The organism is Prochlorococcus marinus str. NATL2A (assembly GCF_000012465.1).
GTDB classification, from domain to species: Bacteria; Cyanobacteriota; Cyanobacteriia; order PCC-6307; family Cyanobiaceae; genus Prochlorococcus_B; species Prochlorococcus_B marinus_B.
Window position 1 is genome coordinate 275,950 of sequence record NC_007335.2, and the last position, 26,696, is coordinate 302,645.

Here is a 26,696-nt window from a genome sequence, read left to right on the forward strand (position 1 = left end):
GTTAAAAGACCTCAGGGAACCATTATGACTGATGAATATTTTTCAAAGTGAATAACATCAAAAAAGATTCTCAAAAGGATCGTCCCACTTACAAAGACACTCTCAACCTTTTGCAGACTAATTTTGGAATGAGGGCAAATGCAACTCTAAGAGAACCTGAGTTGCAAGCTTTTTGGAGAGAAAAAAATATAGATTTTGAATTAGGCTTAAATAATTCTGGAGAGACTTTTACTTTGCATGATGGCCCGCCATATGCAAATGGAACGCTTCATATGGGGCATGCTCTCAACAAAGTATTGAAGGACATAATCAATAAATTTCAAACAATGAAAGGGAAAAAAGTTTGTTATGTCCCTGGATGGGATTGCCATGGATTGCCTATTGAATTGAAAGTTCTTCAAGCTATGGATAAAAGTCAACGAGCTGAATTAACACCTATTAAGTTGAGAAAAAAAGCTGCTGCTTATGCAAAAAAGCAAGTTTCCCAACAAATGGATGGTTTTAAAAGATGGGGCGTATGGGGTGACTGGGATCAACCATATTTAAGTTTAGACAAAAAGTTTGAAGCCTCTCAAATCAAGTTGTTTGGTGAAATGGTCTTCAAAGGATATATATATCGAGGCCTAAAACCAGTTCATTGGAGTCCAAGTTCTCAAACAGCTCTGGCCGAGGCGGAACTAGAATATCCAACCGGTCATACTAGCAAAAGTATTTATGTAGGATTTAAAGTTAATCAAATACCAAAAAGATTAACTCAAGAAATTTCTAAGCAAGCTCCAGATCTAATTAATTCTGAAGGGAAATTAAAAGAATTAAAACTTGTCATTTGGACTACTACTCCTTGGACAATTCCTGCAAATGAGGCCATTTCTGTTAACCAAAAATTAGAATATGTAATTGCACAAAGTTCTGATCGTTCATTGATAATTATTGCTAACGATCTTCTGCAAGAAGTATCTAAGAGTGTAGGAATTAATTATGAAAAAAGAGTATTAATCAAAGGATCAATCTTAGATGGAATTATATATAAACATCCTTTATTTGATAAAATAAGTCCTGTTGTTTTAGGAGGAGATTATATTACAACTGAATCAGGAACTGGATTAGTACATACTGCTCCAGGTCATGGTGTTGATGATTTTAATACTGCTAAAAAATATAATTTATCAATTTCTTGCCCAGTTGATGAAAAAGGTTTTCTAACGAAAGAAGCAGGAAAATTTGAAGGTCTAAATGTATTGAAAGATGCTAATAGTGTCATAATAAGTGATCTCATTAATGCTGGATCTTTGCTTAAAGAAATTCCATATGAGCACAGGTATCCTTATGATTGGAGAACTAAAAAACCAACTATTTTTAGAGCTACAGAACAATGGTTTGCTTCCGTTGAAGGATTTAGAGATAAAGCCCTTTCTGCCATAGAAGATGTTATTTGGCTTCCTGAATCGGGAAAAAATAGAATTAATTCCATGGTTAGAGAAAGAGGAGATTGGTGTATCTCCCGACAAAGGACCTGGGGAGTTCCAATACCAGTATTTTATGAAAAGAATGGACAAGAAATCTTGCTCAATAAAGAAACTATTTCTCATATAGCTGATTTATTTTCTGTTCATGGAGCAGATATTTGGTGGGAATATGAAGTATCTGAGCTATTACCTCCTTCTTATTTAAATCAGGCAGATCGATGGCAAAAAGGTACCGATACTATGGATGTTTGGTTTGACTCCGGCTCTAGTTGGTCTTCAGTTATTTCTAAGAAAGAAAATTTAAATTATCCAGCAGATTTATATTTGGAGGGATCTGATCAACATCGGGGTTGGTTCCAGTCCTCTTTATTAACTTCGGTAGCAGTGAATGAACATGCACCTTTTAAAAAGGTCCTTACACATGGTTTTGCATTAGATGAGAATGGTAGGAAAATGAGTAAATCCTTAGGAAACATTATTGATCCTTTAGTTATAATTAATGGTGGTTCAAATAAGAAATTAGATCCTGCGTATGGAGCTGATGTTTTGAGGTTATGGGTTAGTTCTGTTGATTACTCTGCAGATGTTCCTATTGGATCAAACATACTAAAGCAAATTTCTGATGTTTATCGTAAGGTTCGAAATACTTCTAGGTATCTATTAGGTAACCTCTATGATTTTGATTATAAAATTGATTCCATTGATATTGCTAACCTACCATTGTTAGATAAATGGATGTTGAATAGAACAGCTGAAGTAATCGATGAAATATCAGATGCATACAATAATTTTGAATTTTCGAAATTTTTCCAAACAATTCAAAACTTTTGTGTTGTTGATCTATCTAATTTTTACTTAGATATTGCAAAAGATAGGTTGTATGTGAGTTCTAAATCTGACTTTAGACGAAGAAGTTGTCAGACAGTTTTATCCTTGGTAATTGAAAAAATATCTGGATTAATTGCACCTGTTTTATGTCATATGGCAGAAGATATTTGGCAGAATATTCCATATGACTTAGAGGAAGCCTCAGTATTTCAAAGAGGATGGCCTAATGTACCTAAATCATGGAAAAATAGTAGTTTTAATTGTCATGTGACTGAACTACGTAAACTCAGAGCAGTTATTAATCGTATGTTGGAGAGTTGTAGAAATAATCAAGCGTTAGGTTCTTCTTTGGAAGCATCAGTAAGGGTAGATATATCTGATGAAAAAGTTAAAGCTGCTATTGAATGGTTAGCTGAAAGCGAATCTAATAATGTTGATGTATTAAGAGATTGGTTCCTGGTTTCATCTTTGCAAATTGGTGGTGAGCCATGGGCTGAGGTTTTAGTTAGTGAGGACAATGATTATGCTTCAGTCGAGATTGCAAAAGCAAGGGGATTTAAGTGTGAAAGATGTTGGCATTATGAAATAGAAATGAGTAAGAATCCTCAACACACAAATATTTGCAAAAGGTGCGAAAAAGTAGTCTTAGCTATTTAAATAGTAATTAACTTTTAATATTAAAGTTATTGTTTTTAAAATTTACCGGCGAAACGGCCATTCTTTGGTAATTTAATGATCAACCATTGAAGTAACCCTATTAGATATAAAATTAGGGATAAATATGCGAAAAATTTAGCAAATCCTGTACTCCAATTACCGTCTAACACAAATTTTATTAGTGTTTTTGTTGTCATGAATGAATTAAATGGAATTTCTCTCCAATTATCACAATAGTTCTCATTAATTGAATTCAAACATCTCCAACTAAATATATGAAGTCCAGTATTTAGTAAAGACCAAAAAGTTAAAGTCCATCGCCAAATTCTTGTAGTTAAAGCAATTGGTTTGTAATCAGGCATTTCATCAATTTCTTCATTGAGATCAGACCAAAACCAAATAGAACTGACAATAAGTATTGGTGCAATGAATGAAATCGATTGACCTAATTGGCTCTCAACACTAAGAAATATAAGGTTTATCGCATAAATACTAGAAACTTTCCAGTAAATTGATAAAAGTCTATCAATGGAGCTCGAATTTGATCTTTTTGCCCAAATCAATAGAAATAATGGGAGACCGAATGCGAAGGTGGCCGCAATTCGATATGAGAGCCAAACTAGAATTTGGAATTGAGGTTCAGTCAAAAAAAATCTCATTCATATGTATTATCAACCTTAAGGTTATCTTTTTATGATTATTTTTAATTATTAAAGTTTTTTCTCTATATTTTCCAAACTTTTAGATTATTTATCCAATTCCTCCCTTGATTAATGATTATCTCACTATAAAAACAAAATAGTTGAAAGACTCTAATCAAGAATTTATAAATTGGTTTGTCTTCATATCATCTTCTGAAAAATTTAATTGACTTGCTAATATAATAATCTGATTTATTTATTTCAGGTTTCATTTTGTGAGACAGCATGTAAATCCTTTAAGTCAATTTTTTCAGTTACCATTATCTCTTCCTAGTAAGAATATTCTTTTTGAGAAATCTCACTATCCAATTCATTTAGATATTGGATCTGCAAAAGGTGAATTTCTGATTGAATTAGCAACAAAATGCCCTGACTGGAATTTTGTTGGGCTTGAGATAAGAGAACCTCTTGTTAGTTTATGTGAAAAGAAAAGAAGAAAATTAGAATTGACTAATTTAAAGTTTCTATTTTGTAATGTTAATGTCAGTCTAGATGAATGGTTATCTGACTTAGATTTTGGTCAATTAAAAAGAGTTTCAATTCAATTCCCAGATCCTTGGTTTAAAAGAAAACACTTTAAAAGAAGGGTCCTAAAAACTAATATTCTTAATTCAATTGCTAAAGCTATGAGTAAGAATGGCGAAATATTTATTCAAAGCGATATATTTGAACTTATTGAATATATGACTAATACGATTGATGAAAATAGATATTTTACTAGAAAAAATGTAGGAGATCTGAGGTCAATTAATAAAAATCCTTATAATGTAATGACAGATAGAGAAATATTGTCTCTTAAGAAAAATTTGCTAATTTATAGAGTAATGTATATTAGAAATAGTCTATTATTCACTAATTAATCAAATTTATAATTAAAGTATATGATATGTTTTAATCTAAAGTTTATGTATATAATCATTATTATAAAGTGTGAACTCAGATGATTGATAAATCCAATTCAGATACAGTCATTGGATCCCGTCAAAAAATTTTTTTAGTTATACTAAGCTTTTTTTTAGTTGTTTCACTATTCTTTTTTCGAACTGGGTTTAAAGCTAATGAAATGCTTAATCAATTGGCTAAGAACTCCTTGGAACCAGAGATAGCTTTGTCAAATGGAAAACCTACAGTGTTTGAATTTTATGCGGATTGGTGTGAAGCTTGCAAGGAGATGGCTCCTGACATGGTTAATGCTGAAAAACTGAATTCAAATAAGATAGATATAGTTTTGCTTAATGTTGATAATTCAAGGTGGTTTGATTTGATTGATAAATATGATGTAAATGGCATTCCTAAATTAACTTTTTTTGACGATCAAGGTGAATTTAAGGGCTTTTCATTGGGAGTTAGAAAATATAGTGAACTTAATGAAATCTTTCTTGCTTTAATTAATAATTCTGAATTACCCTCTTTCACAAAATTATCAAATTCAAGTAATTTAATTTCTAAAAATAATTTAAAAGTGCTAAATAATAGTATTAAATCAGAAGGCCCAAGGGATCATAGCTAGAATAGCCAATTCAAAGCAGATGAAACTACTGGATATTCTTTTGAAAAAATATTTTTACATTCTTGTGCAATCTCCATATGCTCTTTTTGCGTGCCATGACCAGTTCTAAGATTTATGTAATGAATCCAGGAACGACATGATCCTGTCATGTAAATTCTGGTTGGGGTAGCAAGTGGAAGTACAAATCTTGCACATTCTTTGGCGATTCCAGCTTCTAACATCTCTTCATAAAGCTCTTTATTTTGAACAAACTGATGTTTAATTTTTTTGTTGAAAGTATTAATAATTTCTTTTGGCAAGTCTGATATAGAATTTTGTCTATTTTTATTATCTTGTCTTCTTAATTCTGGTATGGGAATTTCTCCTAATTGCATGCTATCTGCATAGCGCTGTGAGAATTCTTGAAAGGTAAATGATCGATGTCTTAAAATTTGTGCAGCAATTCCTCGAGTAGTTTCTATTTGCAAAGTCATATAAGCTTGCTCAAATACGCTCCAATGTTCGTTCTTAATGCAATACCCAATTAATTTCGTAAAGTCATCATTATCTTGATTCTTTGGATTGCTAACCCTGGCAATATATGCCATGCTTTTTTCAGCGTTTGGCGTAGAGGTTATTAATTGAACACTACTCATATTTAAACCTTTGCTAAAGTTACTTTTTCTTGTTGATATTGATATTTACCTTTCCTATCACTGTAAGTTGTTTCACAAGGATCTCCTTCAAAGAAGAGTAATTGACAAATTCCTTCGTCAGCATAAATCCTGCAATCTGCTCCAGAGCTATTACTGAATTCCAGTGTTAGATGACCTTCCCAGCTTGCTTCAGCAGGAGTTGTATTTACGATTATTCCTAGACGGGCGTAGGTGCTTTTCCCAAGGCAAATAACTGTAATATTTGGCGGTACTTTCATTTTTTCTAATGCAACTCCAAGGCCATAAGAGTGTGCAGGTAAAATAAAATATTTACCGTCCTCGTCTTCTTTTAAATCTGTAGGTTCTAAATTTGCAGGATTAAACTTTTTAGGATTCATTACTGTTCCAGGGACATGCCTAAAAATCAAAAACTCTTTAGAGGAGAGACGCAAATCATATCCATATGATGAGCAACCAAAGCTTAAAACAGGAGATTTTTCGGATTCCGGCTCAAGATGTCTTATTAGCTTTTCTTGAAAAGGTTCAAGCATTCCTAGTGAAGCCTGTTCAGCAATCCAAAGATCGTTTTTTAACATTTAATTGCAGCGTAATTCAGTGATTTGATCAGCCATTTCAATTACTTTAGGAGGTATTGATGGTCCTGTAAGAATAATATCTGTGGATGATGGTCGATTATTTATCATAAAAATTAAATCATTTTCTTCAATAAAACCAAGACTAATAGCTATTCCTATTTCATCGAGAACGATTTTATCTATTTTTTTTTCGATTAAACGTGATTTACAAAATTCCCAGAGTTCTTTGATCGCTTTTTCTTCATATTTTCTTTTTAAAGATAAATGTTCTTCCAATATTTTTTCTTGCAAGCACGTTTCAATAGCTGGTCTTAACCACTCAAGTCGCCCGCAAAGATTGATAGCTCCATTTGGTCCTTGGTTAACTCCACCTCTCAAAAATTGAGCTATTAAAACTTGGCTTCCCAATCCTGCAGATCTAATTGCCTCACTAAGAACAACGGAAAAACTACCTCTAAAAGTAGAAGTGTGGATTTGAACTTGACCTTGTGTTGCAACTAGTTGTAAAGGCTTTCTAATGTGGGTAGGCCTTAGAGAAGCCTCTTTTGACGGCGATGAACCCCTCTGTTGAGCATTAATGCTAACTCGTGCATTCATCTTGATTTTTATCAGAATGTCTTAAAACTAATCTAGCGGCATAAAATTTCTAATCAACCAATTCAACACTATCTGTGGTGTATGGAGTCAAAATAGTTGGTTTTCAAAACTATCAAGGCTCAAAAAGTGATTAAAGAAAAACATGGAAAAGTAGTTTTAAATACTTTTTGAATTACGTCGCAATTTCATGAGCGTAAAAAGATAGAATTTTTAGAAAGAACAGCCTTGATTATTGACTTAGCTTCAAAAAAGTCGCCATGGCTACATATCGTTTTTTCTTGACTTATTAATGTTCTTTGAACAATCAATTAAATATGGTCACTTCGTATCGTGGCTTTACTCGTTTCAACCAACCCAAAAATAGCCAGATGGTTGGTAGCTCCTCAACTCCATTGCCGCCAAATAAAACTCTCTTAGATGTAATTAAATCTTTGGAGGGAGTTTCTACTGAAACTGTAGATAGATCAAAAACTATTTTTTTTCCTGGTGATCCTGCTGAAAGGGTTTATTTGATAAGACGTGGTGCAGTGCGATTGAGCAGAGTCTATGAAACGGGTGAAGAAATTACTGTTGCTTTATTGAGAGAAAATAGTCTGTTTGGAGTTTTATCTTTATTGACAGGTCATAGATCAGATCGTTTTTATCACGCTGTTGCCTTTACACGTGTGGAACTCGTTTCTGCTCCAGCCACATCATTAAGGAATGCAATTGAGCAAGATGCCTCTGTTGGTTTGCTCCTTTTACAAGGTTTATCAAGTCGAGTACTTCAAACTGAAACAATGATTGAAACTTTAACTCATAGAGATATGTCTTCTCGTCTCGCAAGTTTTTTACTTGTTTTATGTAGAGACTTTGGTGTGCCTGGGGAAAAAGGAGTCACAATTGACTTAAGACTCTCTCATCAAGCTATTGCTGAAGCAATAGGTTCAACCAGAGTTACTATTACACGACTACTTGGTGAGTTGAAAAGTTCCTCATTATTGGCAATAGATAGGAAGAAAATAACCATATTCGATCCAATAGCGTTAGCAAAAAGATTTAATTGAAGGCCATTACATACTAAGGTTTAGGAGGTTTGATTAATTCTGCTTCTTTCTCTCTGTGACTGCTTGGCTTAAAATTCTTTTAGTATTAATCCTAGGTGGAATACTTTCTACTCTAGGAGATCGATTAGGTACTAGAGTAGGCAAAGCACGTTTAAGTATTTTTAAATTAAGACCAAAAAGTACAGCTGTATTAATAACTGTTTTTACTGGAAGTATTATTAGTGCTATTTCATTTGCAACAATGGTTGTATTTGATAGAGATTTAAGGGTTGGATTATTTCAGTTAGAGGATATTCGAGAAAAAATTATAGAGAGTGAAAAAGAATTAAAGAAATTAGAAAAAAATTTGTATGCTTTAAGGAGTGGAAATGTTGTAATAAGTAGTGGTCAAACTCTAGTAACTAAGACTATTAAATTAAATAAAACTAATGATATTAAAAAAATTATCGAAAGTATATTACAGCAAGCAAATTTTTATGCTTTTAATTTAGTTAAAACAAATCAATCTGAATATCGAAGAATATTATTAGTTCGTAAAGATGATATTGAGAAACTTGAAAATAAAATAGCTGATAATAGAAGTTGGGTCGTAAGGATTAAATCAGCAGGAAATATACTTAGAGGTGAAAATTATGTTTATGCATTTCCTGAAGTCACATTAAATAAAATGATTACAAAGAAAGGTGAAGTTATTGCCATAGAAAATTTATCTTTATCAAAATCTGATTCTGAATCTATTAGCAAAAAGATTAATCTTTTAATGGCTTCAACTTTGGCTGAGGTTAGGCGACGAGGATCATTAAGTTCTGAGTTAAAAATTAATGCTAATCAGATTAATAATTTAGGAAAATATCTAGTTAGTATAAAAAAGGGAGAGTTCCAAATTATTGCTAGAGCTCTTGAAGATAGTCAAAGTGCAGAAAAAGTCTCAGTATCATTAGAATTAAAATCTTTAGAAAAATCTATATCAAACAAGAGTTAAATGAGTCTTTATATATCTATAGATCCTGGAATGAAAAAATGCGGCTTATTATTGGCTGATATGCAATCCGGAGAAGTTATTGAAGCAGGTGTCGCTTCATTAAATAAATTTTCTGATTTAGTTTCTCAATGGAATGAAGATCACGAGATTACTAAGATAATAATTGGGAATGGCACTAATTGTAAGTATATAGAGAATAAATTAAAACGAAATAATTCTTTCAATATAAATTATGTCAATGAAAGAGGATCAACTTTAAGAGCTCGTTTTAGATATTGGGAAATTTGGCCTCCAAATTACTTTATTCGTTGGCTTCCAAAAGAAATTCTTTTTCCTCCTGCAAACCTTGATGCAATTGTCGCGTTGATTTTATTGGAAGATTTTTTAAAATATAGATTAATTTGGCCAAGTAAAGTAAATATTAAAACTTGGCCCTAACTGTAAAAATGTAATCTCCACCAGACTCAAGTTTATAATCAGCCTTTACTAAATAGCGCTCTAGTGCATCTTTTATAAGCGCTCTACCTAGTGGCGGTTCGATAAGAAGTTGTCCTTGGTTAAAAGCCCAAGTAAAACTCCATTCAAAATTTCCTGCACGGACAATCCCTTCTACTTTTTTTTGATTAAAGCATTGCTTATGAATTTGAAGATATGCAATAGTTGAGGGCTTGTTATACATTTTCCTAAAATTATTAATTGTCAGGTTTGTAAGAATTTAGTCGAGTAGATATCTTTTCCCAATTATTAGATGTGATTGATTCAATACAACTAATTATTTCCTGAATGATGAAATTTAATATTATGAATTCTTCTTTTGAAAATCTACCTAAAACGTGAGAAACAGTTTTAGATTTTCTCTCTTGTTGGTCGTTACTTGGTGCTCCTATCCCAATCTTTAATCGCTTAAACTCAGCAGTACCAAGATGGTTGATAATGCTTTTTAATCCATTATGACCTCCTGAACTCCCTTTAGAGCGGACTCTTATTTTCCCTAGGGGGAGATCCATGTCATCTACTAGGACGATTAATTGATTATTTTGAAAATCAAACCAATCCTTTGCTGATCTTACTGATTTTCCACTTTCATTCATGTATGTGTTGGGCATTAAAAGCCTTGTTTTTTCGATGCCTGACCCGTATTCACAAGTTCTACCAAAAAGTTTTTTGCTTTCACGAAAGCTACAATTATTTTTTCTTGCGATTTCTTCTAGCACCATAAATCCAACATTATGACGAGTTTTTTCGTACTCAGTCCCAGGATTGCCTAAGCCTACTAATAATTTTAATTCATCAGACAACATACCAATCAAACACAATTGTTGTTGATTTTAATAGTTAAATATTTAATTAGTTTTGGGGAAATTAATTTTCTTTGTCAGCAATGTTTTCATTTGCAGACTCTTCTTCGGTCATGGCATTTTTGATTTCACGCTCAAATTCCGTAGAGGCACTTTGAAGACCCTTTAGGGTTTTCCCAATAGTTCGCCCAAGTTCGGGAAGTCGTTTTGGACCAAAAATAACAAGTGCTAAACCAGCAATAACTGCTATTTCTGGCAAACCAACCCCAAAAATATTCATGGGCGAATCTCAACTGCTCAAAATTTAACCAATTTAGCCGTTCCAGTCGACGGAAAAACCCTGTAGAAGAAGTGATTGGTTATAAATTTGGAGCATGATCACTAGAAAAACTAGTAGTAAAACTCCTATAAAGGCCATTACGGGTACTGCTCCCCAACCTGGAACAACTTTTCCTTGTCCAGAATTACCAATGGATTTAAGCAAAGATCCAAGTGCTGTTTTTTGTCCCATGTCGTTTCTCTAAGCTCAGATTTGTATGAGTCAAGATATTGTATGAGAACTTGTCCAAAAGAAGAAGAGACTGTAGAAACTTGTGATGGAATGAACCAAAAAAACTTTTATATTTGATAAAAGTGGGCTCCAACTAAGCTGAAAAACTAGCAAAATCATAAAAAGAAATAAATTAATGACTTTTGGAATTGGTATGTGAAAAAAAATTGACCTTTCTATGCCTTTACTTGCTTTTAATAGCTTTCCCAAGGGATGAAAATTTTATTCATTTCCAAAAGTCTGTAACACCTTTGTTTTTTTCATTGGAGTTATTGACTTCATAGGATAGGTTTAACCTCTATTTAGTGGATCAGATTCATGCTTGCTCTCAAGATTTCCGTCTATACGGTCGTCTTTTTCTTTGTCGGGATCTTTTTGTTTGGTTTCTTGGCAAGTGATCCAACAAGGACACCTAATAGAAAGGATTTGGAAAGTCCTCAGGACTAAAAATGACACGCTAATTACTGGACTAAACAAGCTCCTGTAATTGCTTTATTAGGTATTATCTTTTCGTCGGCTTAAATAATTTGGCGGCGAAGAAAAAATATCTATTGGCTTTAAACCTTGGACTTCTGGGGTTTGGCCTATTGTTGTCTTTATTTGAGACTTCTAAAGGAAAGGAGCATTTTCTCGGAAAATCATTTAATCCTAAACACTACATTTTTTCTGTTGGTAATTTAGAAGAAAATGATAAAAGATTATCCTCAAGAAAATTAGAACAGAATGAAGTTACATCTTTAACTCTTAAAATATTTGCTGATAAGCAATATGATTATGATCAAAATATTTATCTAGCAGAGGGGAATGTCAAGGCTCTAATAAATGGAGGAATCTTAAGATCTGACTTGTTAAGTTATAATAAATCAACCGGTATCTTGTCCGCTGAGGGTAATATTAGATTCAGAAAGGGAGGGCAATATTTTAGAGCTAAAGAATTCAAGTTTAATTTATTAAAGAAAGAAGGTAGTATTAAAGATGCATATGGGATATTAGATTTAAAAAATGTAGTAAATGATTTGAAAATTGATGCTATTTCAAATCAGGCTAAAGCTCTAAAGAGCACTAATGATAAAGAAATAAATACTTACGATGATGGAATAGAATTTTCTTTTGGAAATATTAAATTACCAGATAATAAAATCACAAGATCTAATAAATCTATTGGTTTAATTAATAACTGGAGATTTAAATCTAATTCAATCAGTATTGAGGAAAATGGCTGGAAATCCAACAGGATTGTTTTTACTAATGATCCATTAGATCCTAATCAAATTTCTTTTGAGGGGATAGATGTTATCGCAGAAGAAGAAGAAGATGGTAGATTACTTATTACTAGTTCTAAAACTAATTTAATTCTTGAGAACAGATCAAAAATTTTTATAGGAAAAAGAATATTTGGAGAAAAGAAGAAAAAGAGAAGTAAATTTCAATTGATATTAGATGGTAAAGATCGTGACGGATTAGTCTTAGTAAGAAATAGTAATGCTACGAATATTACTGATAATATAAAACTTGAACTTCAACCTCAGTTTTTAATTAATAGAGCTATTTTAGGTAAAACTAATAGTTATAAAAATAGCAAAGATAAAAATATTAACCTTTCTGATTTATTTGGTTTAAATATAAATCTGAATGCAAATAATTCCAATTGGAGTTTCGATAGTTTAAATGATTTAAGTACATTGAATACCTCCAGATTATTCAATGGATTAAGGCATTCAAGCTCTTTTAGGATACCTGTTTTAGAAGAATCAACTTTCAATATTTTTACTGCTTATAGATCGAGAGCTTGGAATGGAACAATTGGTGAGACTGAGATTAAATCTGCATTTGGAGGCTTTATCGAAAAGTCGCAGTATTTTACGACTGGCAGTTTAAAGAATAACTTAAATATTCGGATAGGAACAGGCAGATATGAAGCAGAAAAATTTGAAAATAGTGAAATGATTAGCCTTTGGCGCTCTAGTATCTTTTCTTCTTTAGATAGTGAATATCAAATATGGAAAAGTAATAAAAAAAATCTTTATAAAAATTATTTAACACCTTTATCCCCTGTTTTAATTGACTCTGAATTAGTCTTAAAAACTAATATTGTTTCAGCTTATTTTAACTATTTGAATGACAGTGATCAAGGCTTTCTTAAACTTACTATTGGTCCTGAAATTAGACTTGGTAATTTAGAGAGAGATTATTTTGATTATACAAAACTTTCGGTTATGCCAGGTGTGAAAATTAAATCTGGAAATAGTCCATTTAAGTTTGATAACGCAATAGATTTGAAAACAATAAATATAAGTTTAATGCAACAAATATATGGACCTTTAATGCTTGATATTATTTCTAATTTAAATATTGATAGTAGTTCCAAAAACTATGGAGAATATTACGATACAAAGTTAGGGCTCTTATGGCATAAAAGAGCATACGAATGTGGAATTTACTATCATCCTAATAATGAAGCAGGAGGCTTATTTTTTCGTATAAATGGATTTAAATTTGCTAATTCTACTAAAGCAGTATTTTAGATCTGTTGTTTAAAATTATTCAGATAAGGTAAGTTATTAAATGTTTTATTTATTTTTTCTTCTTCATCTAGTAATTGAGATGTAGCATCCCATTTCCCTGAATAAAGCATATTGTGTGGTCCTTCATCAAGAATAAGTTTGACAGTTTCTTTTTGATTAGAAATGGATAGGTTTTTAAGATTGCAATCCCAGATTTGGTTGTTATTTTTTTCAACTAGGTTTTGCAAGTTAACTATTTCTTCTTTTGAGGCTGTTAGGCAAGGTATCCCGAGAGCAAGGCAATTCCCAAAGAAGATTTCAGCAAAGCTTTCCCCAATAATTAATCTTATCCCCCATCTCATCAGAGCCTGAGGTGCATGCTCTCGACTTGAACCACAGCCAAAATTGTCATTGACAACAAGAATATTTGCCCCTTTATTTTGATCAAGATCAAATGGGTGATTACCCTTTAGTTCTTTTCTATCATCCGCAAAGACTTGTTCTCCTAAAGCTGAAAAACTTACACATTTGAGAAATCTCGCAGGAATTATTCTGTCTGTATCAATATCATCGCCTTTCATTGTAAAACTGCGGCCTTGTATTGATTTGATTTCACCTTTTGGGAACTTTTGATTCATCTTTCAATAAGTTTATTTTTAGGTTTACTCTTTCAGGAACTTTCTTACATCTGTAACCTTCCCATTTATTGCAGCAGCAGCAACCATAGCGGGGCTCATTAACAAGGTTCTCCCATTTGCAGAGCCTTGTCTTCCTTTGAAATTTCTATTACTTGAACTAGCGCTTATTTGTCTGCCTTCTAGTTTATCTGGGTTCATGGCGAGACACATTGAACAACCTGGTTCTCGCCATTCAAAACCTGCTTTAAGAAATATTTTATCTAATCCTTTTTCTTTTGCCTCCTTGGCGACCTTTTGAGAACCAGGAACGACAAATGCTCTAATCCCATCAGCGACTGTATTACCTTTAACAATTTTAGATGCCTCTTCGAGATCACTTAATCTTCCATTGGTACAGCTCCCAATAAAGCAAACATCAATTGATTGTCCCTCTATGGGTTCGTCTGGTTTTAGATTCATGTATTTACAAGCGTCTTTAGCGATTTGTTGCTCATTTTTGGGAAGAAACTCAGGGTTTGGAATTGTTTCTTTGATTGAAATTCCTTGCCCAGGAGTTATACCCCAAGTAACAGTGGGTTCGATTGATGATCCATCTAATTGAATCTCATCATCGAATGTTGCTTTTGAATCACTAGCTAAACTTTTCCACCAAGAAATAGCCTTATCCCATTCTTGACCTTTGGGCGCGTGTTCTTTCCCTTTTATATATTTGAAAGTGGTTTCATCTGGGTTGATATAACCGCATCTTGCACCACCTTCAATAGCCATATTGCATATGGTCATTCGTCCCTCCATTGAGAGTTTTTCTATTGCAGGCCCAGCAAATTCATATGCAAATCCCACACCTCCTTTAACTCCAAGATGACGAATGATATGAAGAATTAGGTCTTTTGCATAGACTCCCTTTTGCAATTCACCCTCTACCCATATTCTTCTTACTTTTAATTTATTCATTGCCAAGCTTTGACTGGCTAAAACATCTCGCACTTGACTGGTTCCAATACCAAAGGCAATTGCTCCAAATGCTCCATGGGTTGAGGTATGTGAATCTCCGCAAGCTACTGTCATTCCAGGCTGGGTTAATCCTAATTCTGGAGCCATAACATGAACTACTCCTTGCGAATTACTTCCAATTCCGTGAAATTTTATCCCATGAGTTTTGCAGTTTTTTTCTAAAGTAGCCAACATTTCCTCTGCAAGAGGATCACTAAAAGGACGTTGCTGGTTTGAGGTCGGAACTATATGGTCAACTGTTGCGACAGTAAGATTGGGAAACTTTACTCCAAGTTTTTTTTCATTCAGTGCAGAGAAAGCCTGAGGACTTGTGACTTCGTGAATTAAATGAAGACCAATAAAAAGTTGAGTCGATCCTCCAGGTAATTCTTTTACCTGATGGAAGTTCCAAACTTTGTCGTAGAGGGTTCTAGAACTCAACTTTCAAATCCAATGATGAGGACTTAATTTGCCATGATTATAGATAAACGTAATCTATCAAGAGCATTTAAAACGCTTAATTTTTGAATATCTTCTCTTGTCTTATTAGATCCAAAATTTTCTTCCCATGTAATAAGGGTTTTTGGACCCTTAATACAAAAATTGACTAGACCAACTGGCTTTGATTTGCTTCCTCCGGTGGGTCCTGCAATTCCACTGACAGAGATAGCCCAGTTAACTTTGAATTTTATTTGGACGCCTCTCGCCATTGATTCGACAACTTGCTTTGAGACTGCACCATGGGTATTAATTATTTCCTCAGGAACCCCTAGTAATCTCTGTTTAATTGAATTGTTATATGCGATGACGCCTCCATGGAAAATTTGTGAAGATCCAGGGATTTTTGTAAGTTTAGAACCTATTCCGCCTCCAGTACATGATTCTGCAACAGCAATAGTTTCTTTTCTTTTCAGTAATAATTTAAATACAATTTCTTCAAGAGTTTCATTGTCTAGACCAAAGCATTTTAATCCAGTGATTTGAGTTAATTCTTTTTTAATAGGTTCTATCAATCTATTGGTTTTTTCCGAACTCTTTCCCCTGGCTGTGATTCTTACCTTTACTGAGCCAGTGCTTGCATAAGTTGCAACAGTTGGATTTTTTGATATAAGTAAATGTTGGATTTTGTCTGCAAGCAATGATTCAGTTATACCCGCAAAATGTAAAACTTTGCTAGAGATAACTTCTTTTGATAAATTATTACTAATTAATAATTTTGATGCTTCTTTAGCCCACATTTCTTTTAATTCGCTCGGGACTCCAGGGAAAGTAAGTATTGTAAAATTTTCCTTTGGGCTCCAAAAAATACCAGGGGCTGTGCCTGAGTAATTGTTTATGATTTTAGCCCCTTTTGGGACTAATGATTGCTTCTTTTGGCTTTCGGATAATTTACTAACTTTATCTTTTGACTTGTTTCTCAAGTCAATCAATATATCATTTCTTTGTTCTAGAGGTGTTTTAAAAGTATCAGCAATCACCTTCGTTTTTATATCATCTGGAGTTGGTCCAAGCCCACCAGTTGTTATTAGAATTTCAGATCTATTAGATGCTTCAAGTATTGCTTCTTCTAATCTGGCAGGGTTATCTCCAATAACGGTTTGTCTGAAATGTGGTATTCCTAAAATTGCTAATTGCGCTGCAATCCATTGAGAATTTGTATTTACAATATTTCCTAGAAGTATTTCACTTCCAATGCATAAAATCTCTGCTCCAAATTTATTTTTTTTGTTAATAGTAATTTCTTTAGATGTTTTCACTATATAAAGGAAACTTATTGCAAAGTTCAGATACTTTATTGATTGACTTTTCCTTTATATCTTCATCATTAGGGTTAAGTAGTCTATCTGCAATGACATTACCAACATCTCCAAAGGCTTGTTCATTAAAACCTCTAGTCGTAAGGGCTGCTGAACCTAGCCTTAGCCCACTAGTAACAAATGGGGACTCTGGGTCAAAAGGTACAGTGTTTTTGTTCGCGGTTATTTTAATATCACTTACTAATTGATCAGCAACTTTACCTGTCATACCAATGCTTCTAAGGTCAAGAAGAACTATATGATTGTCAGTTCCTTTGCTTACAATTGAAATTCCTCTTTTTTGAAGTTGATTAGAAAGAACTTTTGCATTTGAGATTACTTTTTGGCTATAGATCTTGAATTCGGGTGCAGAAGCTTCTTTGAATGCAACAGCCTTGGCTGCGATTACATGTTCTAAAGGACCTCCTTGGGTGCCAGGAAATACTGCTTTATCAAGCTTTTTTCCTATCTCCTTATCTTTTGAGAGGATTAGTCCACCCCTTGGCCCTCTAAGAGTTTTGTGAGTAGTTGTTGTAACTACATCACAATATGGGATTGGACTTGGGTGAAGTCCACTTGCCACTAAACCAGCAATATGAGCAATATCAGCTAATAAATAAGCATTTACCTCATCAGCTATTGATCTGAAAGCTTTGAAGTCAATTTTTCGTGGATAGGCAGAGAATCCACAGATAATTAATTTAGGTTGATTTTCAATTGCTTTTTTTCTTATTGCATCCATATCGAGCATTTCAGTCTTTTTATCAACTTCGTAATGGCAAGTTTTAAACCATTTGCCGCTTACATTTACAGGTGAACCATGCGTGAGGTGTCCTCCATGAGATAAGTCCATTCCCATGATTGTGTCCCCTGGCTTTAGAAGGCTAAGGAAAACTGCAAAGTTAGCTTGAGCTCCGCTGTGTGGTTGGACGTTTGCCCAGTTGGCACCAAAAAGGTTTTTTGCTCTATCTATTGCTAGTTGCTCAACTCCGTCTACATACTCACATCCTCCGTAATAACGTTTGTTAGGGAGACCTTCAGCATATTTATTTGTTAGGACTGATCCTTGGGCTTCCATTACGGCCTTAGAAGCAAAATTCTCGCTTGCGATAAGCTCTAAATGAGTTTCTTGTCTTGATAATTCATTGTTTATTAATTTCGCAATACTTGGATCACATTTCATCAAAGAAGATTCAATAGTCACTTTATTCTTTTATTTATGATGTGATAGTAAGCATATGTTTAGTCCAATGAGAGAAAACTTTCTCTTATTTTCAGTTTATATATGGATTTACAAATTTTTTAAACGCGCCTGGAGAGATTCGAACTCCCGACCCTCTGATCCGTAGTCAGATGCTCTAATCCGCTGAGCTACAGGCGCATGAAAAAACAATATCAGATTGTCTCCCAAAGAATAGAAAAATATGTTTGTATCTATGCCTTAAAAATTCATTGAAATAACATCGAGAAACTTAAAAAGTTGTTATTCCATTAATTTTTTTTATTTTAAGAAAGGAACCAATCTCTGCCTAAGGTCATTAACAATAGAAAAAACTAGGTTTATGTCCACTTCTATCGATTCATCGCAAATTAATGAGCTTGCGATGTCAATAGCTGACAGATTATTTATTCAAGTTGGAAATTGGAACCTTTATCTAGGTGATGCGGGCCTTGCAAAGGACTTAGCTATTGAATGTCAGGCTAACTTTGATCAAGGTGCAAATGTTGCAGCTAGAAAAGGTCTTGAAGGAATTCAAGTGAAACTTGGCGGAGGTATCACGCGATTGCCGTTATCAAAATTAATTCCACCAAATCAATTCTTTGACCTTGAGGAGATTTTAGAACCCTATTGCAGATAAGATTTGATCAATTGCTTCTTTTTTCTTGCTAATCATTCAAGTGACTAATGCCAGAGAGGTTGTAAGGCAGCGAATTGGTCGATTAGGAGAGAGACTTATAGGGAAAGTTGCTGATGCTGATGCACAGGTTGAAAAGGAACTAATGAAAGAGATGGAAATAGCTTTTCAAGAGTTTGGTATCGAAGCAAGAATTCTCTCAGTAAGTGGAGTAAAAACTGATGAAATGAATTGTTTGGAGATTCCACTTAAAGTTAGATCAGAAAAAGATGTTTTTCTTAAAGACGAATAAACTTCTCCTTTAAAAACTTATTTAAATTATCAATCTCATCAATTTTAAGAATAATTGCTAGACAATAAAAGATAATCAGACTAATTCCAGATGAAATTATTAATTTCAATAATAAATTGATAAAACTATAGGGTAAAAATATTATTTTAAAAATAAAAAATGAGCAAATACCAGAAATTAAACCAATTAGAATAATTCGTAGATTCTGAGCTAATAGATTAGGTAAATCTAGTTTATCTAATTTATGGTTTAATTTAAATAGTAAAAGTGTACAAGCGAAGAAGTTAACAAATGTAGTTGAAAAGACTAATCCATTTACTCCTAAGTTTAGCGGTGATAGCTCCCCCCATGGACTTGAACCTCCTATGAAAAACCAGTCAAAAAATAAATTTAGTAATATTGCTATGATTGATATTCTAAATGGTGTTTTTGCATCCTCTATACCATAAAAAACTCTCACCAATAGATCTCTACATAGATAAAAAGGCATTCCTATTCCATATGCAATTAATAGTTGACTTACTACATCAACCGCATTTTGATTGAATGAACCTCTACCATAGATTAATATAACTATTGGAGTAGAAAGTGAAATAAATATCGACCCTAAAAACACCATAGAAGTCGAAGAAAGAATTAATCCCTGATGAATTTTTTTGATCAATTTTAAATGATTTTCTCGAGCTCTTAAACTTACAAAAACCGGTAATAATGGAATTAAAATAGTATTTGATACTATTCCAAGAGGTGCTTGAACTAAAAAGTTTGCGTAACTTAAGGCAGCTGCAGCACCTACTATTTTTGATGCAAAGAATAAATCAGTAAAAACATTAATTTGTATCATCCCTGAAGAAAGTGATGCAGGGGCAATCATGCTCAAGGCCCTTTTTATTTCTGAATATTTTGTTTGTATTGAAAAACTTATCGCAAATATTCCTTTTTTAATTAGGAACGGTATTTGAATTAAATATTGAGATAGGGCACCTATAAATGTTGCCTTTGCTAAAATAATTCCTCCTCTCATATTCAGTGTATCTAGATCAGTCGTATTTCCTTTATTTATCCAAAAGTTTGATATTGAAATTATGATTATTAGACTTGAAATTAATGGAGATATAGAGGGAATGAAAAATTCTTTTTTAGCATTTAGTGATCCAAATCCAAGACCTATTAATCCAGATAGAAAGATTATTGGAGACATTATTTTTAATTGATAGGATGCTATTTCTTTTATTTCAGGGGTTAAACTCGGTCCAACTAAATTAATCAAAAAATCAGATGAAAAGAAAATAAATAAACTTATAATTAATAGTATTATAGATAAAATATTATTGATTGAACTTATAAATAATCTACTCTCAACTTTATTTTTATCTGCCAATAGTGTAACCATTGAGTTATGTAATGGACCATTAATACCCCCTAACAGGACTAAGAAAAAACCAGGTATAATATAAGCATAATTATATGCATCATATGCAGCATTAATTCCAAAAGCACCAGCAATAACTAATTGCCTAGCCAACCCTCCAAATTTGCTCAATAAAGTTCCTAAACTTACGAAGAAAGCAATTTCTTTGATTGATTTCGACATGTTAAATTTGAAAAAAGAGAGCTTTCATTTCCTAAAACATTTTGTAGTTCTTGTTTTACTTGGATGTTAATTAAGTGATTGAAATTGGTGAAACCATTATTAAGTTTCCTCCTCTTAAAGAGGGAATATTGATTAAGAGATATAAGAGGTTTTTGGCCGATATTGAGTTGGATGATGGAGAGGTTGTTACAGCGCATTGTGCAAATACAGGACCAATGAAAGGGGTTTTGTGGCCTGGGCGGAGAGTCAGACTCAAGTATTCTCCTTCACCTAAACGTAAATTAGATTGGTCTTGGGAGCAAGCTGAGGTTCCTAGTCACAATGAGAACAAGAAATGCTGGGTTGGTATTAATACATCTTTGCCTAATAAGTTGATTAAACATTTAATTGAAGCAAATTGTTTAGAGAGGCAATTTGGTCAAATTTCAAGCATTAAGCCTGAAGTTGTTTATGGTTTAGAAAGAAAAAGTAGAATTGATCTATTGCTTTATCCAAGCATTCAGAATGAAGATAGTAGAAAGATTTTTGTCGAGGTTAAAAATACAACTTGGTGTGAAGATTCTTTAGCATTGTTCCCAGATACAGTAACGACTAGAGGTCAAAAACATTTAAAAGAATTAATGAGTGTTTATCCAGATTCTCGAGCAGTGCTAATTCCTTGTATTAGTAGAAGCGATATAGAACTTTTTGCACCTGGTGAAATAGCAGATCCTGAGTATGGGAGGTTGTTTAGAGAGGCATTAACTAAGGGTGTTGAAGTGATTCCATGCGCATTTGGTTTCTTTATAGATCACATCACTTGGGAAGGTATTAGACCTTTTCAGAAGTCGAGAGAAAATAAACAATTTTAACATAAATCACAGGTGTATATAGTTTAGCTATTTTAACTAGTCCTTGCTTTTGATTGGACTATTTCAACTCTGTGTAGGATTTGTAAATTCAATTAATTGAGTTGATAAATGTGTAAATAAGAACATATTTTCAAGACCAAACTCTTTTTTGTATCAACACTTACATCTTGTAAGTATATGTTGCATACATATTTAATATTGTATAAATTTTGGATTAACTATCCATTTCTTTTTCTCGAAGTAAGCATCATTTATGACCACTGCTTTGCAATCGCCTCCAAGGCGAACTACTTCTCGTCTCCAAGACGCAAGTCTTTTGAACGGGCCAATGCTTCTTCTAAGAAGTATTAAAGGTTTTAGAAGAAGTCAGTCTTGGGCATGGCTAGCCTCTATCCCATTGGCTCTTCTGGGATTAGGTGTTTTCACTTTCTCTGCTAGAGCTGAGGTTGCTCTCTCAGATTTAACAGGACCACAAGCCGCTTCTTTCTTGGCTGACAACCTTTGGTTATTTATAGCCACAATCCTCGTTATTTTTATGAACGCGGGATTCGCAATGGTTGAAGCTGGTATGTGCCGTCAAAAAAATGCGGTCAACATTTTAGCTAAAAATTTATTTGTTTTTGCTCTTGCTGTTACTGCCTACTGGGTAATTGGTTATTCATTAATGTATGGCGGTTCAGTTATTGATGGATGGCTTTATTTCCAAGGCTTATTCGTTGATCCTGACCCTTCAGGTGCACTTGAGTGTGCAGCCGCAGGAGATACAGGTTGTCTTGTCCCAGCAGTTGATTTCCTTTTCCAATCTGCTTTTGCTGGTACTGCTGCAACGATCGTTTCAGGATTGGTTGCTGAGAGAGTCAAATTCGGTGAATTTGTTGTTTTCTCTATAGTTTTGACTGCTTTTATCTATCCAATTGCAGGAAGTTGGCAATGGAACGGTGGTTGGCTTGCTGAACTTGGTTTTATTGATTTCGCAGGTTCATCTATTGTCCACTCTGTTGGAGGTTGGGCAGGTCTTGTTGGAGCAATGCTTCTTGGACCTCGTATTGGCAAATTTGTTGATGGCAAAGCTCAAGCGATGCCTGGACACAATATGGCTATTGCAACTTTAGGAGCACTAATCCTTTGGATTGGTTGGTATGGATTCAACCCTGGCTCAGAATTAGCTATGGATCAATATGTTGCTTACGTTGCAGTTACAACAACTTTGGCAGCAGCTGGTGGCGCAATCGCCGCTACAGTCCTATCTACCATTACTTCTGGTAAGCCTGATCTAACCATGATCATCAATGGCATTCTTGCTGGATTAGTAAGTATCACTGCTGGTTGTGGCAATATGACTTTTGCTGGATCTTGGCTTGCTGGTGCTGTAGGTGGATTAATCGTCGTAGTTGCAGTAGCTGCTCTGGATTCTGCAGGCATTGATGATCCAGTTGGTGCATTCTCAGTTCACGGTGTTTGTGGAGTTTGGGGAACTGTTGTTATCGGCCTTTGGGGCGTTGATGGCATGGATCCTGGAGCTGCAGGAATTGGTCTTCTCAATGGAGGAGGAATTAACCAATTCTTCATTCAAGCATTGGGTGCAGCTGCTTATGGCATATGGACTGTTGTGACATGCTGGATTGCTTGGCAAATTATTGGTGGCTTCTTCGGAGGTATCAGAGTTAGCGAAGCAGAAGAGACACAGGGACTTGATATTGGCGAGCATGGAATGGAGGCTTATCCTGACTTTGCTTCTAGCTAGTTAACTTGTTTAATTGTCTTACATTAAATCTAAAAAAGCCCAGAATATATCTGGGCTTTTTTATTGTGGTTTAATAGTGATGAGATTCCTATCAATTTGTTTTTTACTATTTAATTGAAATGGATACTCAAGCCTTTAAGCAAACTCTTCATAAATCGGATCGTTACAACCGAAGAGGATTTGGTTCAGCAAATAAGCGAGCCCAAGCACTTGCAGAGGCTTATCAAAGTGGTTTAATTGGATCTATTAGAGAAAATGGAAATCTTTTAGAGCACGGGAGATTAAAAGTTAAACTTGCAGAAGCTTTTGGATTTTGTTGGGGAGTAGAAAGATCAGTAGCAATGGCTTACGAGACTAGGAAGCATTATCCAAATGAAAGAATTTGGATCACTAATGAAATCATTCATAACCCCTCTGTGAATGATCATTTGAGGAAAATGAATGTTCTTTTTATTTCTGAGGAAAAAGGGGTTAAAGATTTTTCTGTAGTAAAAGATGGAGATGTAGTAATTCTTCCTGCATTTGGAGCAACGGTTCAAGATATGAAGCTCTTACACGATAGAGGTTGTCATATTATTGATACCACTTGCCCATGGGTTTCAAAAGTTTGGCATACTGTCGAAAAGCATAAAAAACATACATTCACATCAATTATTCATGGCAAATATAAACACGAAGAAACTCTAGCGACTAGTTCTTTTGCAGGGACTTACCTAGTCCTATTTGACCTTGAAGAGGCGAATTATGTTTCTGATTATATTTTAGGCAAAGGAAATAGAGAAGATTTCTTAAAGCGTTTTTCAAAAGCCTCTTCAGCAGGGTTCGATCCCGATAAGGATTTGCAAAAAGTTGGAGTTGCTAATCAGACCACAATGTTAAAAAGCGAAACTGAGGAAATAGGACGATTGTTTGAGAAAACAATGTTGCAAAGATTTGGACCTGCTCAATTGAATGAACATTTTCTAGCTATTAATACCATTTGTGATGCTACTGAAGAAAGACAAGGAGCAATGTTTTCGCTAGTTGATGAACCTCTTGATCTTATGGTTGTAATTGGTGGATTCAATTCTTCTAACACAACTCATCTTCAAGAAATCGCAATCAGCAGGGGGATTCGTTCATTTCATATTGATACTCCAGAGAGAATTGGAGAAGAGACGAATACCATTACTCATATGCCTCTAGAGGGAGGTGAATTGTTAACTGAGGAAAATTTTCTTCAAAACGGAAATATTAGTGTAGGTATTACTTCGGGTGCTTCAACTCCTGACCGTGTAGTCGAAGATGTTATTCACAAGCTAATGAAAATAGGCGAAAATTTTTGATAAGAAAAAAACGCAATTTTGCTCCAATCTCTCGTAGGATAGTTAATAGTTTTTAGTGGAAGATGACTCAAGCAAACAAATCTAATCTTAAAGATCCTGATTCACAAAAAGTTGAAGTGGTTGTTCAAAGCCCTGAAGGTGAAGTGAATATTTTTGGTGAACTGTCAATCTTTGTACTGAGAGTTAGTTTTAGTTTGTTCATGGTTCATCACGGTCTGGAAAAATTGAGTGATCCAGGAGGATTCGCCGAATTTGTGGTAGGCAAATACTTCAGCTTTCTTCCTGGTGATCCTGTGATTTGGACTTATTTGGCGGCAGTAACTCAAATAGTTTGTCCAATTGGACTGGCAACCGGAGTATTGGCAAGATTATCCTCTTTGGGTCTACTCTCAACTATGGTTTTTGCTTTGTATTTCCATTTCATAGATACTGGTTTAGAGGGATTCCCTTTTGCTGTAGTCGAAAATCACAATTATATTTTTGAATTATCCGCTATTTATGCAGCAATATCATTTTATTTCTTGTGTGCAGGTCCTGGTAGATTATCACTTTTAAGGAAATCCAATAAAATAACTTATTATCCAAAAGGATCATAATTAAGTATAAATTTAAAGTAAGAAATAATATATTTAAGAAATCCAACTCTTTGAGTTTGACTCAATGTAAAAAGTGCCTTTTACCAGTAAGAATCATTTTTATTCCTAATTCATTGCAGGCTTTAATAGAATCTTCGTCTCTAATGCTTCCACCAGGCTGAATAATTGAACTAATACCATAATCAGAAGCCATCTTTACAGTATCGTCGAATGGGAAAAAACCATCACTAGCCAAAACAGCACCTTTTGATTTTGTACCAGCAGCTTCTAATGCAAGTTTTGCTGAACCTACCCTATTCATTTGGCCAGCTCCAATCCCTAGACTCTGCTGATTGGATGCAACAGCTATTGCGTTTGATCGTATATGTTTTACAATTTTCCAAGCAAAAGATAAGTCATTCATTTCTTCATCTGTTGGGATTAGTTCAGTAACACTTTTCCATTTTTTTTGATCAATACTTGGTTCGTCTAAATCTTGAATTAATAAACCACCAAGTATGCTTCTTATGTGATTTTTATCTGCTTTTTGGACAGACTCAGCTTTTAATTCTAAGAGCCTAAGATTTTTCTTTTTTGAAAGTATTTCTTTTGCAGTTTCATCAAAATATGGAGCTACAACACATTCAATAAATATATTTTCAATTTCTTTTGCTGCAGCTTCATCAACGGGGCAATTGATAGCAATAATACCCCCAAAAGCACTTACTCTATCGCCATCTAATGCTCTTTTAAGAGCTGAAGATGGAGAATCTCCAATAGCTACTCCACAAGGATTTGTATGCTTAATTACTACCGCTGCTTTTTGATATGAAGGGTTACTAATATTATTTTTATACCCAAATTCACGAAGAGTAGATAAAGCAGCCTCCAGATCTAGAAGATTATTTGTACTTAATTCTTTGCCTTGTAATTGATTAGCTCCACTCCATCCTTTTTCAGGCTCTCCATACCATGAAGCTTTTTGATGAGGATTTTCTCCATACCTAAGTTCTTGCTTTAATGGCAAGCTTTGCAACCAAGAAACCTTTTTTGAGGAGCTTTGGTTGGCAATCCAATTACTTATTGTTAGGTCATACGTCGCGGTATGCTCAAAAGCTTGTTGCGAATATTTTTTTCGTAATTCAGTAGTGATCTTTTTTGATTTATAGGCATCAATTAAGTTTGAGTATTGACTTGGATCAGTAACTACAAGAACATCTTGATGGTTTTTTGCTGCTGCTCGGATCATTGTTGGACCACCAATATCAATATTTTCGATAGCTTCCTCCCATGAAACATTCTCTTTGGAAATTGTTTTTACAAATGGATATAAGTTAACAACCACCAAGTCTATTGGATTGATATTTTGTTTATCTAAATCATCTAAATGAGATTGTTTATCTCGTCTGGCTAATATCCCTCCATGAATTTTTGGGTTTAGAGTTTTTACTCTTCCTCCAAGAATCTCTGGGAATCCTGTGTAATCTGCGACTCTTGTAACAGGAAGATTTTCACTCTCAATTAACTTTGCAGTCCCGCCACTTGAAATGATTTTGAAGCCCAGATCATTAACTAATGCTTTCGCAAGTGGAATTAAGCCAGTTTTGTCTGAGACACTTAGCAGAGCTATCGGTGACATTTTTATTTTTTGAAATCGATTCT

Annotated in this window: 28 protein-coding genes and 1 tRNA gene; 14 read left to right on the forward strand and 15 right to left on the reverse strand. The window is 34.0% G+C overall.

Annotation, left to right across the window (positions count from 1 at the left end; all coding sequences use genetic code 11):
• Positions 1 to 47 precede the first annotated feature (47 nt).
• Positions 48 to 2,951, forward strand: a complete 2,904-nt coding sequence (ileS, locus tag PMN2A_RS01425) for an isoleucine--tRNA ligase (RefSeq protein WP_011294238.1) — start codon at positions 48 to 50, stop codon at positions 2,949 to 2,951.
• Between the two features lie 35 nt (positions 2,952 to 2,986).
• On the opposite strand, the gene PMN2A_RS01430 is transcribed toward ileS, so the two are convergent.
• Positions 2,987 to 3,598 (reverse strand): DUF3177 family protein, encoded by a 612-nt coding sequence (locus PMN2A_RS01430; RefSeq protein WP_041711121.1) that lies wholly within the window; start codon positions 3,596 to 3,598, stop codon positions 2,987 to 2,989.
• Positions 3,599 to 3,867: 269 nt separating this feature from the next.
• Here PMN2A_RS01430 and trmB point away from each other — a divergent pair, with 269 nt between their 5' ends.
• Together trmB and PMN2A_RS01440 are read left to right on the forward strand one after the other, a co-directional pair.
• Entirely contained in the window at positions 3,868 to 4,512 is a 645-nt protein-coding gene (trmB, locus tag PMN2A_RS01435) for a tRNA (guanosine(46)-N7)-methyltransferase TrmB (RefSeq protein ID WP_011294240.1), read from the forward strand.
• 203 nt (positions 4,513 to 4,715) lie between these two features.
• Positions 4,716 to 5,162 (forward strand): thioredoxin domain-containing protein, encoded by a 447-nt coding sequence (locus PMN2A_RS01440; protein WP_225866316.1) that lies wholly within the window; start codon positions 4,716 to 4,718, stop codon positions 5,160 to 5,162.
• Here the strand turns inward: PMN2A_RS01440 and thyX are convergent.
• From thyX to PMN2A_RS01455, 3 genes are read right to left on the reverse strand one after another with little or no spacing between them, the layout of a single operon-like run.
• Positions 5,159 to 5,797, reverse strand: coding sequence for an FAD-dependent thymidylate synthase (gene thyX, locus PMN2A_RS01445; protein ID WP_011294242.1), 639 nt, complete (start codon positions 5,795 to 5,797; stop codon positions 5,159 to 5,161). The genes PMN2A_RS01440 and thyX overlap by 4 nt on opposite strands.
• A gap of 2 nt (positions 5,798 to 5,799) precedes the next feature.
• Complete coding sequence (dcd, locus tag PMN2A_RS01450) at positions 5,800 to 6,393, reverse strand: dCTP deaminase (RefSeq protein ID WP_011294243.1); 594 nt, start codon at positions 6,391 to 6,393, stop codon at positions 5,800 to 5,802.
• On the reverse strand, positions 6,394 to 6,990 hold the full coding sequence (locus tag PMN2A_RS01455) for a cob(I)yrinic acid a,c-diamide adenosyltransferase (protein WP_011294244.1): 597 nt from the start codon (positions 6,988 to 6,990) through the stop codon (positions 6,394 to 6,396).
• Between the two features lie 314 nt (positions 6,991 to 7,304).
• Here PMN2A_RS01455 and ntcA point away from each other — a divergent pair, with 314 nt between their 5' ends.
• Genes ntcA through PMN2A_RS01470 form a run of 3 tightly spaced genes read left to right on the forward strand, consistent with a single transcriptional unit; the run spans position 7,305 to position 9,456 of the window.
• A complete protein-coding gene (gene ntcA, locus PMN2A_RS01460; RefSeq protein ID WP_011294245.1) occupies positions 7,305 to 8,036 on the forward strand; it encodes a global nitrogen regulator NtcA in 732 nt (243 codons plus the stop codon).
• 55 nt (positions 8,037 to 8,091) lie between these two features.
• Positions 8,092 to 9,018, forward strand: a complete 927-nt coding sequence (locus tag PMN2A_RS01465) for a DUF3084 domain-containing protein (protein WP_011294246.1) — start codon at positions 8,092 to 8,094, stop codon at positions 9,016 to 9,018.
• On the forward strand, positions 9,019 to 9,456 hold the full coding sequence (locus PMN2A_RS01470; protein ID WP_011294247.1) for a hypothetical protein: 438 nt from the start codon (positions 9,019 to 9,021) through the stop codon (positions 9,454 to 9,456).
• Here the strand turns inward: PMN2A_RS01470 and PMN2A_RS01475 are convergent.
• From PMN2A_RS01475 to psbH, 4 genes are all read right to left on the reverse strand, one after another.
• Positions 9,440 to 9,697, reverse strand: coding sequence for a DUF3146 family protein (locus PMN2A_RS01475; protein WP_011294248.1), 258 nt, complete (start codon positions 9,695 to 9,697; stop codon positions 9,440 to 9,442). The two genes, PMN2A_RS01470 and PMN2A_RS01475, sit on opposite strands and share 17 nt — an antisense overlap.
• 13 nt (positions 9,698 to 9,710) lie before the next feature.
• Positions 9,711 to 10,319: an aminoacyl-tRNA hydrolase gene (pth, locus tag PMN2A_RS01480; protein WP_011294249.1), complete on the reverse strand. Its 609-nt coding sequence runs from the start codon at positions 10,317 to 10,319 to the stop codon at positions 9,711 to 9,713.
• 61 nt (positions 10,320 to 10,380) lie between these two features.
• Entirely contained in the window at positions 10,381 to 10,596 is a 216-nt protein-coding gene (locus tag PMN2A_RS01485) for a TatA/E family twin arginine-targeting protein translocase (protein WP_011294250.1), read from the reverse strand.
• Between the two features lie 33 nt (positions 10,597 to 10,629).
• On the reverse strand, positions 10,630 to 10,827 hold the full coding sequence (psbH, locus tag PMN2A_RS01490; protein ID WP_011294251.1) for a photosystem II reaction center phosphoprotein PsbH: 198 nt from the start codon (positions 10,825 to 10,827) through the stop codon (positions 10,630 to 10,632).
• Between the two features lie 357 nt (positions 10,828 to 11,184).
• Between psbH and PMN2A_RS10030 the strand changes: the two genes are divergently transcribed.
• Positions 11,185 to 11,313, forward strand: a complete 129-nt coding sequence (locus PMN2A_RS10030) for a photosystem II reaction center protein I (RefSeq protein ID WP_011294252.1) — start codon at positions 11,185 to 11,187, stop codon at positions 11,311 to 11,313.
• 104 nt (positions 11,314 to 11,417) lie between these two features.
• Positions 11,418 to 13,391 carry a DUF3769 domain-containing protein gene (locus PMN2A_RS01495; RefSeq protein ID WP_225866317.1) on the forward strand — a complete coding sequence of 658 codons (1,974 nt, stop codon included), beginning with the start codon at positions 11,418 to 11,420 and terminating at the stop codon, positions 13,389 to 13,391.
• On the opposite strand, the gene PMN2A_RS01500 is transcribed toward PMN2A_RS01495, so the two are convergent.
• The 5 genes from PMN2A_RS01500 to PMN2A_RS01520 form a co-directional block, all read right to left on the reverse strand.
• Positions 13,388 to 14,008 carry a 3-isopropylmalate dehydratase small subunit gene (locus PMN2A_RS01500; protein ID WP_011294254.1) on the reverse strand — a complete coding sequence of 207 codons (621 nt, stop codon included), beginning with the start codon at positions 14,006 to 14,008 and terminating at the stop codon, positions 13,388 to 13,390. The two genes, PMN2A_RS01495 and PMN2A_RS01500, sit on opposite strands and share 4 nt — an antisense overlap.
• 24 nt (positions 14,009 to 14,032) lie before the next feature.
• Positions 14,033 to 15,442, reverse strand: coding sequence for a 3-isopropylmalate dehydratase large subunit (leuC, locus tag PMN2A_RS01505; RefSeq protein ID WP_011294255.1), 1,410 nt, complete (start codon positions 15,440 to 15,442; stop codon positions 14,033 to 14,035).
• Positions 15,443 to 15,465: 23 nt separating this feature from the next.
• Positions 15,466 to 16,758 (reverse strand): competence/damage-inducible protein A, encoded by a 1,293-nt coding sequence (locus PMN2A_RS01510; protein ID WP_011294256.1) that lies wholly within the window; start codon positions 16,756 to 16,758, stop codon positions 15,466 to 15,468.
• Positions 16,745 to 17,980: a serine hydroxymethyltransferase gene (glyA, locus tag PMN2A_RS01515; protein ID WP_011294257.1), complete on the reverse strand. Its 1,236-nt coding sequence runs from the start codon at positions 17,978 to 17,980 to the stop codon at positions 16,745 to 16,747. The genes PMN2A_RS01510 and glyA overlap by 14 nt, the downstream gene beginning before the upstream one ends.
• A 124-nt stretch (positions 17,981 to 18,104) precedes the next feature.
• Positions 18,105 to 18,178 (reverse strand) — tRNA-Arg (locus tag PMN2A_RS01520).
• A 181-nt stretch (positions 18,179 to 18,359) separates the two neighbouring features.
• Between PMN2A_RS01520 and PMN2A_RS01525 the strand changes: the two genes are divergently transcribed.
• Both PMN2A_RS01525 and PMN2A_RS01530 read left to right on the forward strand, forming a co-directional pair.
• Positions 18,360 to 18,656 carry a DUF3181 family protein gene (locus PMN2A_RS01525; protein WP_011294258.1) on the forward strand — a complete coding sequence of 99 codons (297 nt, stop codon included), beginning with the start codon at positions 18,360 to 18,362 and terminating at the stop codon, positions 18,654 to 18,656.
• A gap of 40 nt (positions 18,657 to 18,696) precedes the next feature.
• Entirely contained in the window at positions 18,697 to 18,945 is a 249-nt protein-coding gene (locus PMN2A_RS01530) for a hypothetical protein (RefSeq protein ID WP_011294259.1), read from the forward strand.
• On the opposite strand, the gene murJ is transcribed toward PMN2A_RS01530, so the two are convergent.
• Positions 18,932 to 20,539 carry a murein biosynthesis integral membrane protein MurJ gene (gene murJ / locus PMN2A_RS01535; protein WP_011294260.1) on the reverse strand — a complete coding sequence of 536 codons (1,608 nt, stop codon included), beginning with the start codon at positions 20,537 to 20,539 and terminating at the stop codon, positions 18,932 to 18,934. The genes PMN2A_RS01530 and murJ overlap by 14 nt on opposite strands.
• 74 nt (positions 20,540 to 20,613) lie before the next feature.
• On the opposite strand from murJ, the gene sfsA reads away from it, so the two are divergent.
• From sfsA to PMN2A_RS01555, 4 genes are all read left to right on the forward strand, one after another.
• Positions 20,614 to 21,390, forward strand: coding sequence for a DNA/RNA nuclease SfsA (gene sfsA / locus PMN2A_RS01540; RefSeq protein ID WP_011294261.1), 777 nt, complete (start codon positions 20,614 to 20,616; stop codon positions 21,388 to 21,390).
• Between the two features lie 253 nt (positions 21,391 to 21,643).
• Positions 21,644 to 23,134: an ammonium transporter gene (locus PMN2A_RS01545; protein WP_011294262.1), complete on the forward strand. Its 1,491-nt coding sequence runs from the start codon at positions 21,644 to 21,646 to the stop codon at positions 23,132 to 23,134.
• Positions 23,135 to 23,253: 119 nt separating this feature from the next.
• A complete protein-coding gene (locus PMN2A_RS01550) occupies positions 23,254 to 24,459 on the forward strand; it encodes a 4-hydroxy-3-methylbut-2-enyl diphosphate reductase (protein WP_011294263.1) in 1,206 nt (401 codons plus the stop codon).
• Between the two features lie 62 nt (positions 24,460 to 24,521).
• Complete coding sequence (locus PMN2A_RS01555; protein ID WP_011294264.1) at positions 24,522 to 25,055, forward strand: DoxX family protein; 534 nt, start codon at positions 24,522 to 24,524, stop codon at positions 25,053 to 25,055.
• 61 nt (positions 25,056 to 25,116) lie between these two features.
• On the opposite strand, the gene purH is transcribed toward PMN2A_RS01555, so the two are convergent.
• Positions 25,117 to 26,673: a bifunctional phosphoribosylaminoimidazolecarboxamide formyltransferase/IMP cyclohydrolase gene (gene purH / locus PMN2A_RS01560; protein ID WP_011294265.1), complete on the reverse strand. Its 1,557-nt coding sequence runs from the start codon at positions 26,671 to 26,673 to the stop codon at positions 25,117 to 25,119.
• Positions 26,674 to 26,696 lie beyond the last annotated feature (23 nt).

Coding starts and splice junctions, on each gene's coding strand:
- pth (WP_011294249.1), bottom strand. CDS start 10,319: ATGTTGTCTGATGAATTAAAATTATTAGTAGGCTTAGGCAATCCTGGG.
- PMN2A_RS01550 (WP_011294263.1), top strand. CDS start 23,254: ATGGATACTCAAGCCTTTAAGCAAACTCTTCATAAATCGGATCGTTAC.
- PMN2A_RS01440 (WP_225866316.1), top strand. CDS start 4,716: ATGCTTAATCAATTGGCTAAGAACTCCTTGGAACCAGAGATAGCTTTG.
- murJ (WP_011294260.1), bottom strand. CDS start 20,539: ATGTCGAAATCAATCAAAGAAATTGCTTTCTTCGTAAGTTTAGGAACT.
- PMN2A_RS01455 (WP_011294244.1), bottom strand. CDS start 6,990: ATGAATGCACGAGTTAGCATTAATGCTCAACAGAGGGGTTCATCGCCG.
- PMN2A_RS01545 (WP_011294262.1), top strand. CDS start 21,644: ATGACCACTGCTTTGCAATCGCCTCCAAGGCGAACTACTTCTCGTCTC.
- psbH (WP_011294251.1), bottom strand. CDS start 10,827: ATGGGACAAAAAACAGCACTTGGATCTTTGCTTAAATCCATTGGTAAT.
- PMN2A_RS01555 (WP_011294264.1), top strand. CDS start 24,522: ATGACTCAAGCAAACAAATCTAATCTTAAAGATCCTGATTCACAAAAA.
- thyX (WP_011294242.1), bottom strand. CDS start 5,797: ATGAGTAGTGTTCAATTAATAACCTCTACGCCAAACGCTGAAAAAAGC.
- PMN2A_RS01485 (WP_011294250.1), bottom strand. CDS start 10,596: ATGAATATTTTTGGGGTTGGTTTGCCAGAAATAGCAGTTATTGCTGGT.
- PMN2A_RS10030 (WP_011294252.1), top strand. CDS start 11,185: ATGCTTGCTCTCAAGATTTCCGTCTATACGGTCGTCTTTTTCTTTGTC.
- PMN2A_RS01500 (WP_011294254.1), bottom strand. CDS start 14,008: ATGAATCAAAAGTTCCCAAAAGGTGAAATCAAATCAATACAAGGCCGC.
- dcd (WP_011294243.1), bottom strand. CDS start 6,393: ATGTTAAAAAACGATCTTTGGATTGCTGAACAGGCTTCACTAGGAATG.
- PMN2A_RS01475 (WP_011294248.1), bottom strand. CDS start 9,697: ATGTATAACAAGCCCTCAACTATTGCATATCTTCAAATTCATAAGCAA.
- glyA (WP_011294257.1), bottom strand. CDS start 17,980: ATGAAATGTGATCCAAGTATTGCGAAATTAATAAACAATGAATTATCA.
- PMN2A_RS01470 (WP_011294247.1), top strand. CDS start 9,019: ATGAGTCTTTATATATCTATAGATCCTGGAATGAAAAAATGCGGCTTA.
- purH (WP_011294265.1), bottom strand. CDS start 26,673: ATGTCACCGATAGCTCTGCTAAGTGTCTCAGACAAAACTGGCTTAATT.
- ntcA (WP_011294245.1), top strand. CDS start 7,305: ATGGTCACTTCGTATCGTGGCTTTACTCGTTTCAACCAACCCAAAAAT.
- PMN2A_RS01525 (WP_011294258.1), top strand. CDS start 18,360: ATGTCCACTTCTATCGATTCATCGCAAATTAATGAGCTTGCGATGTCA.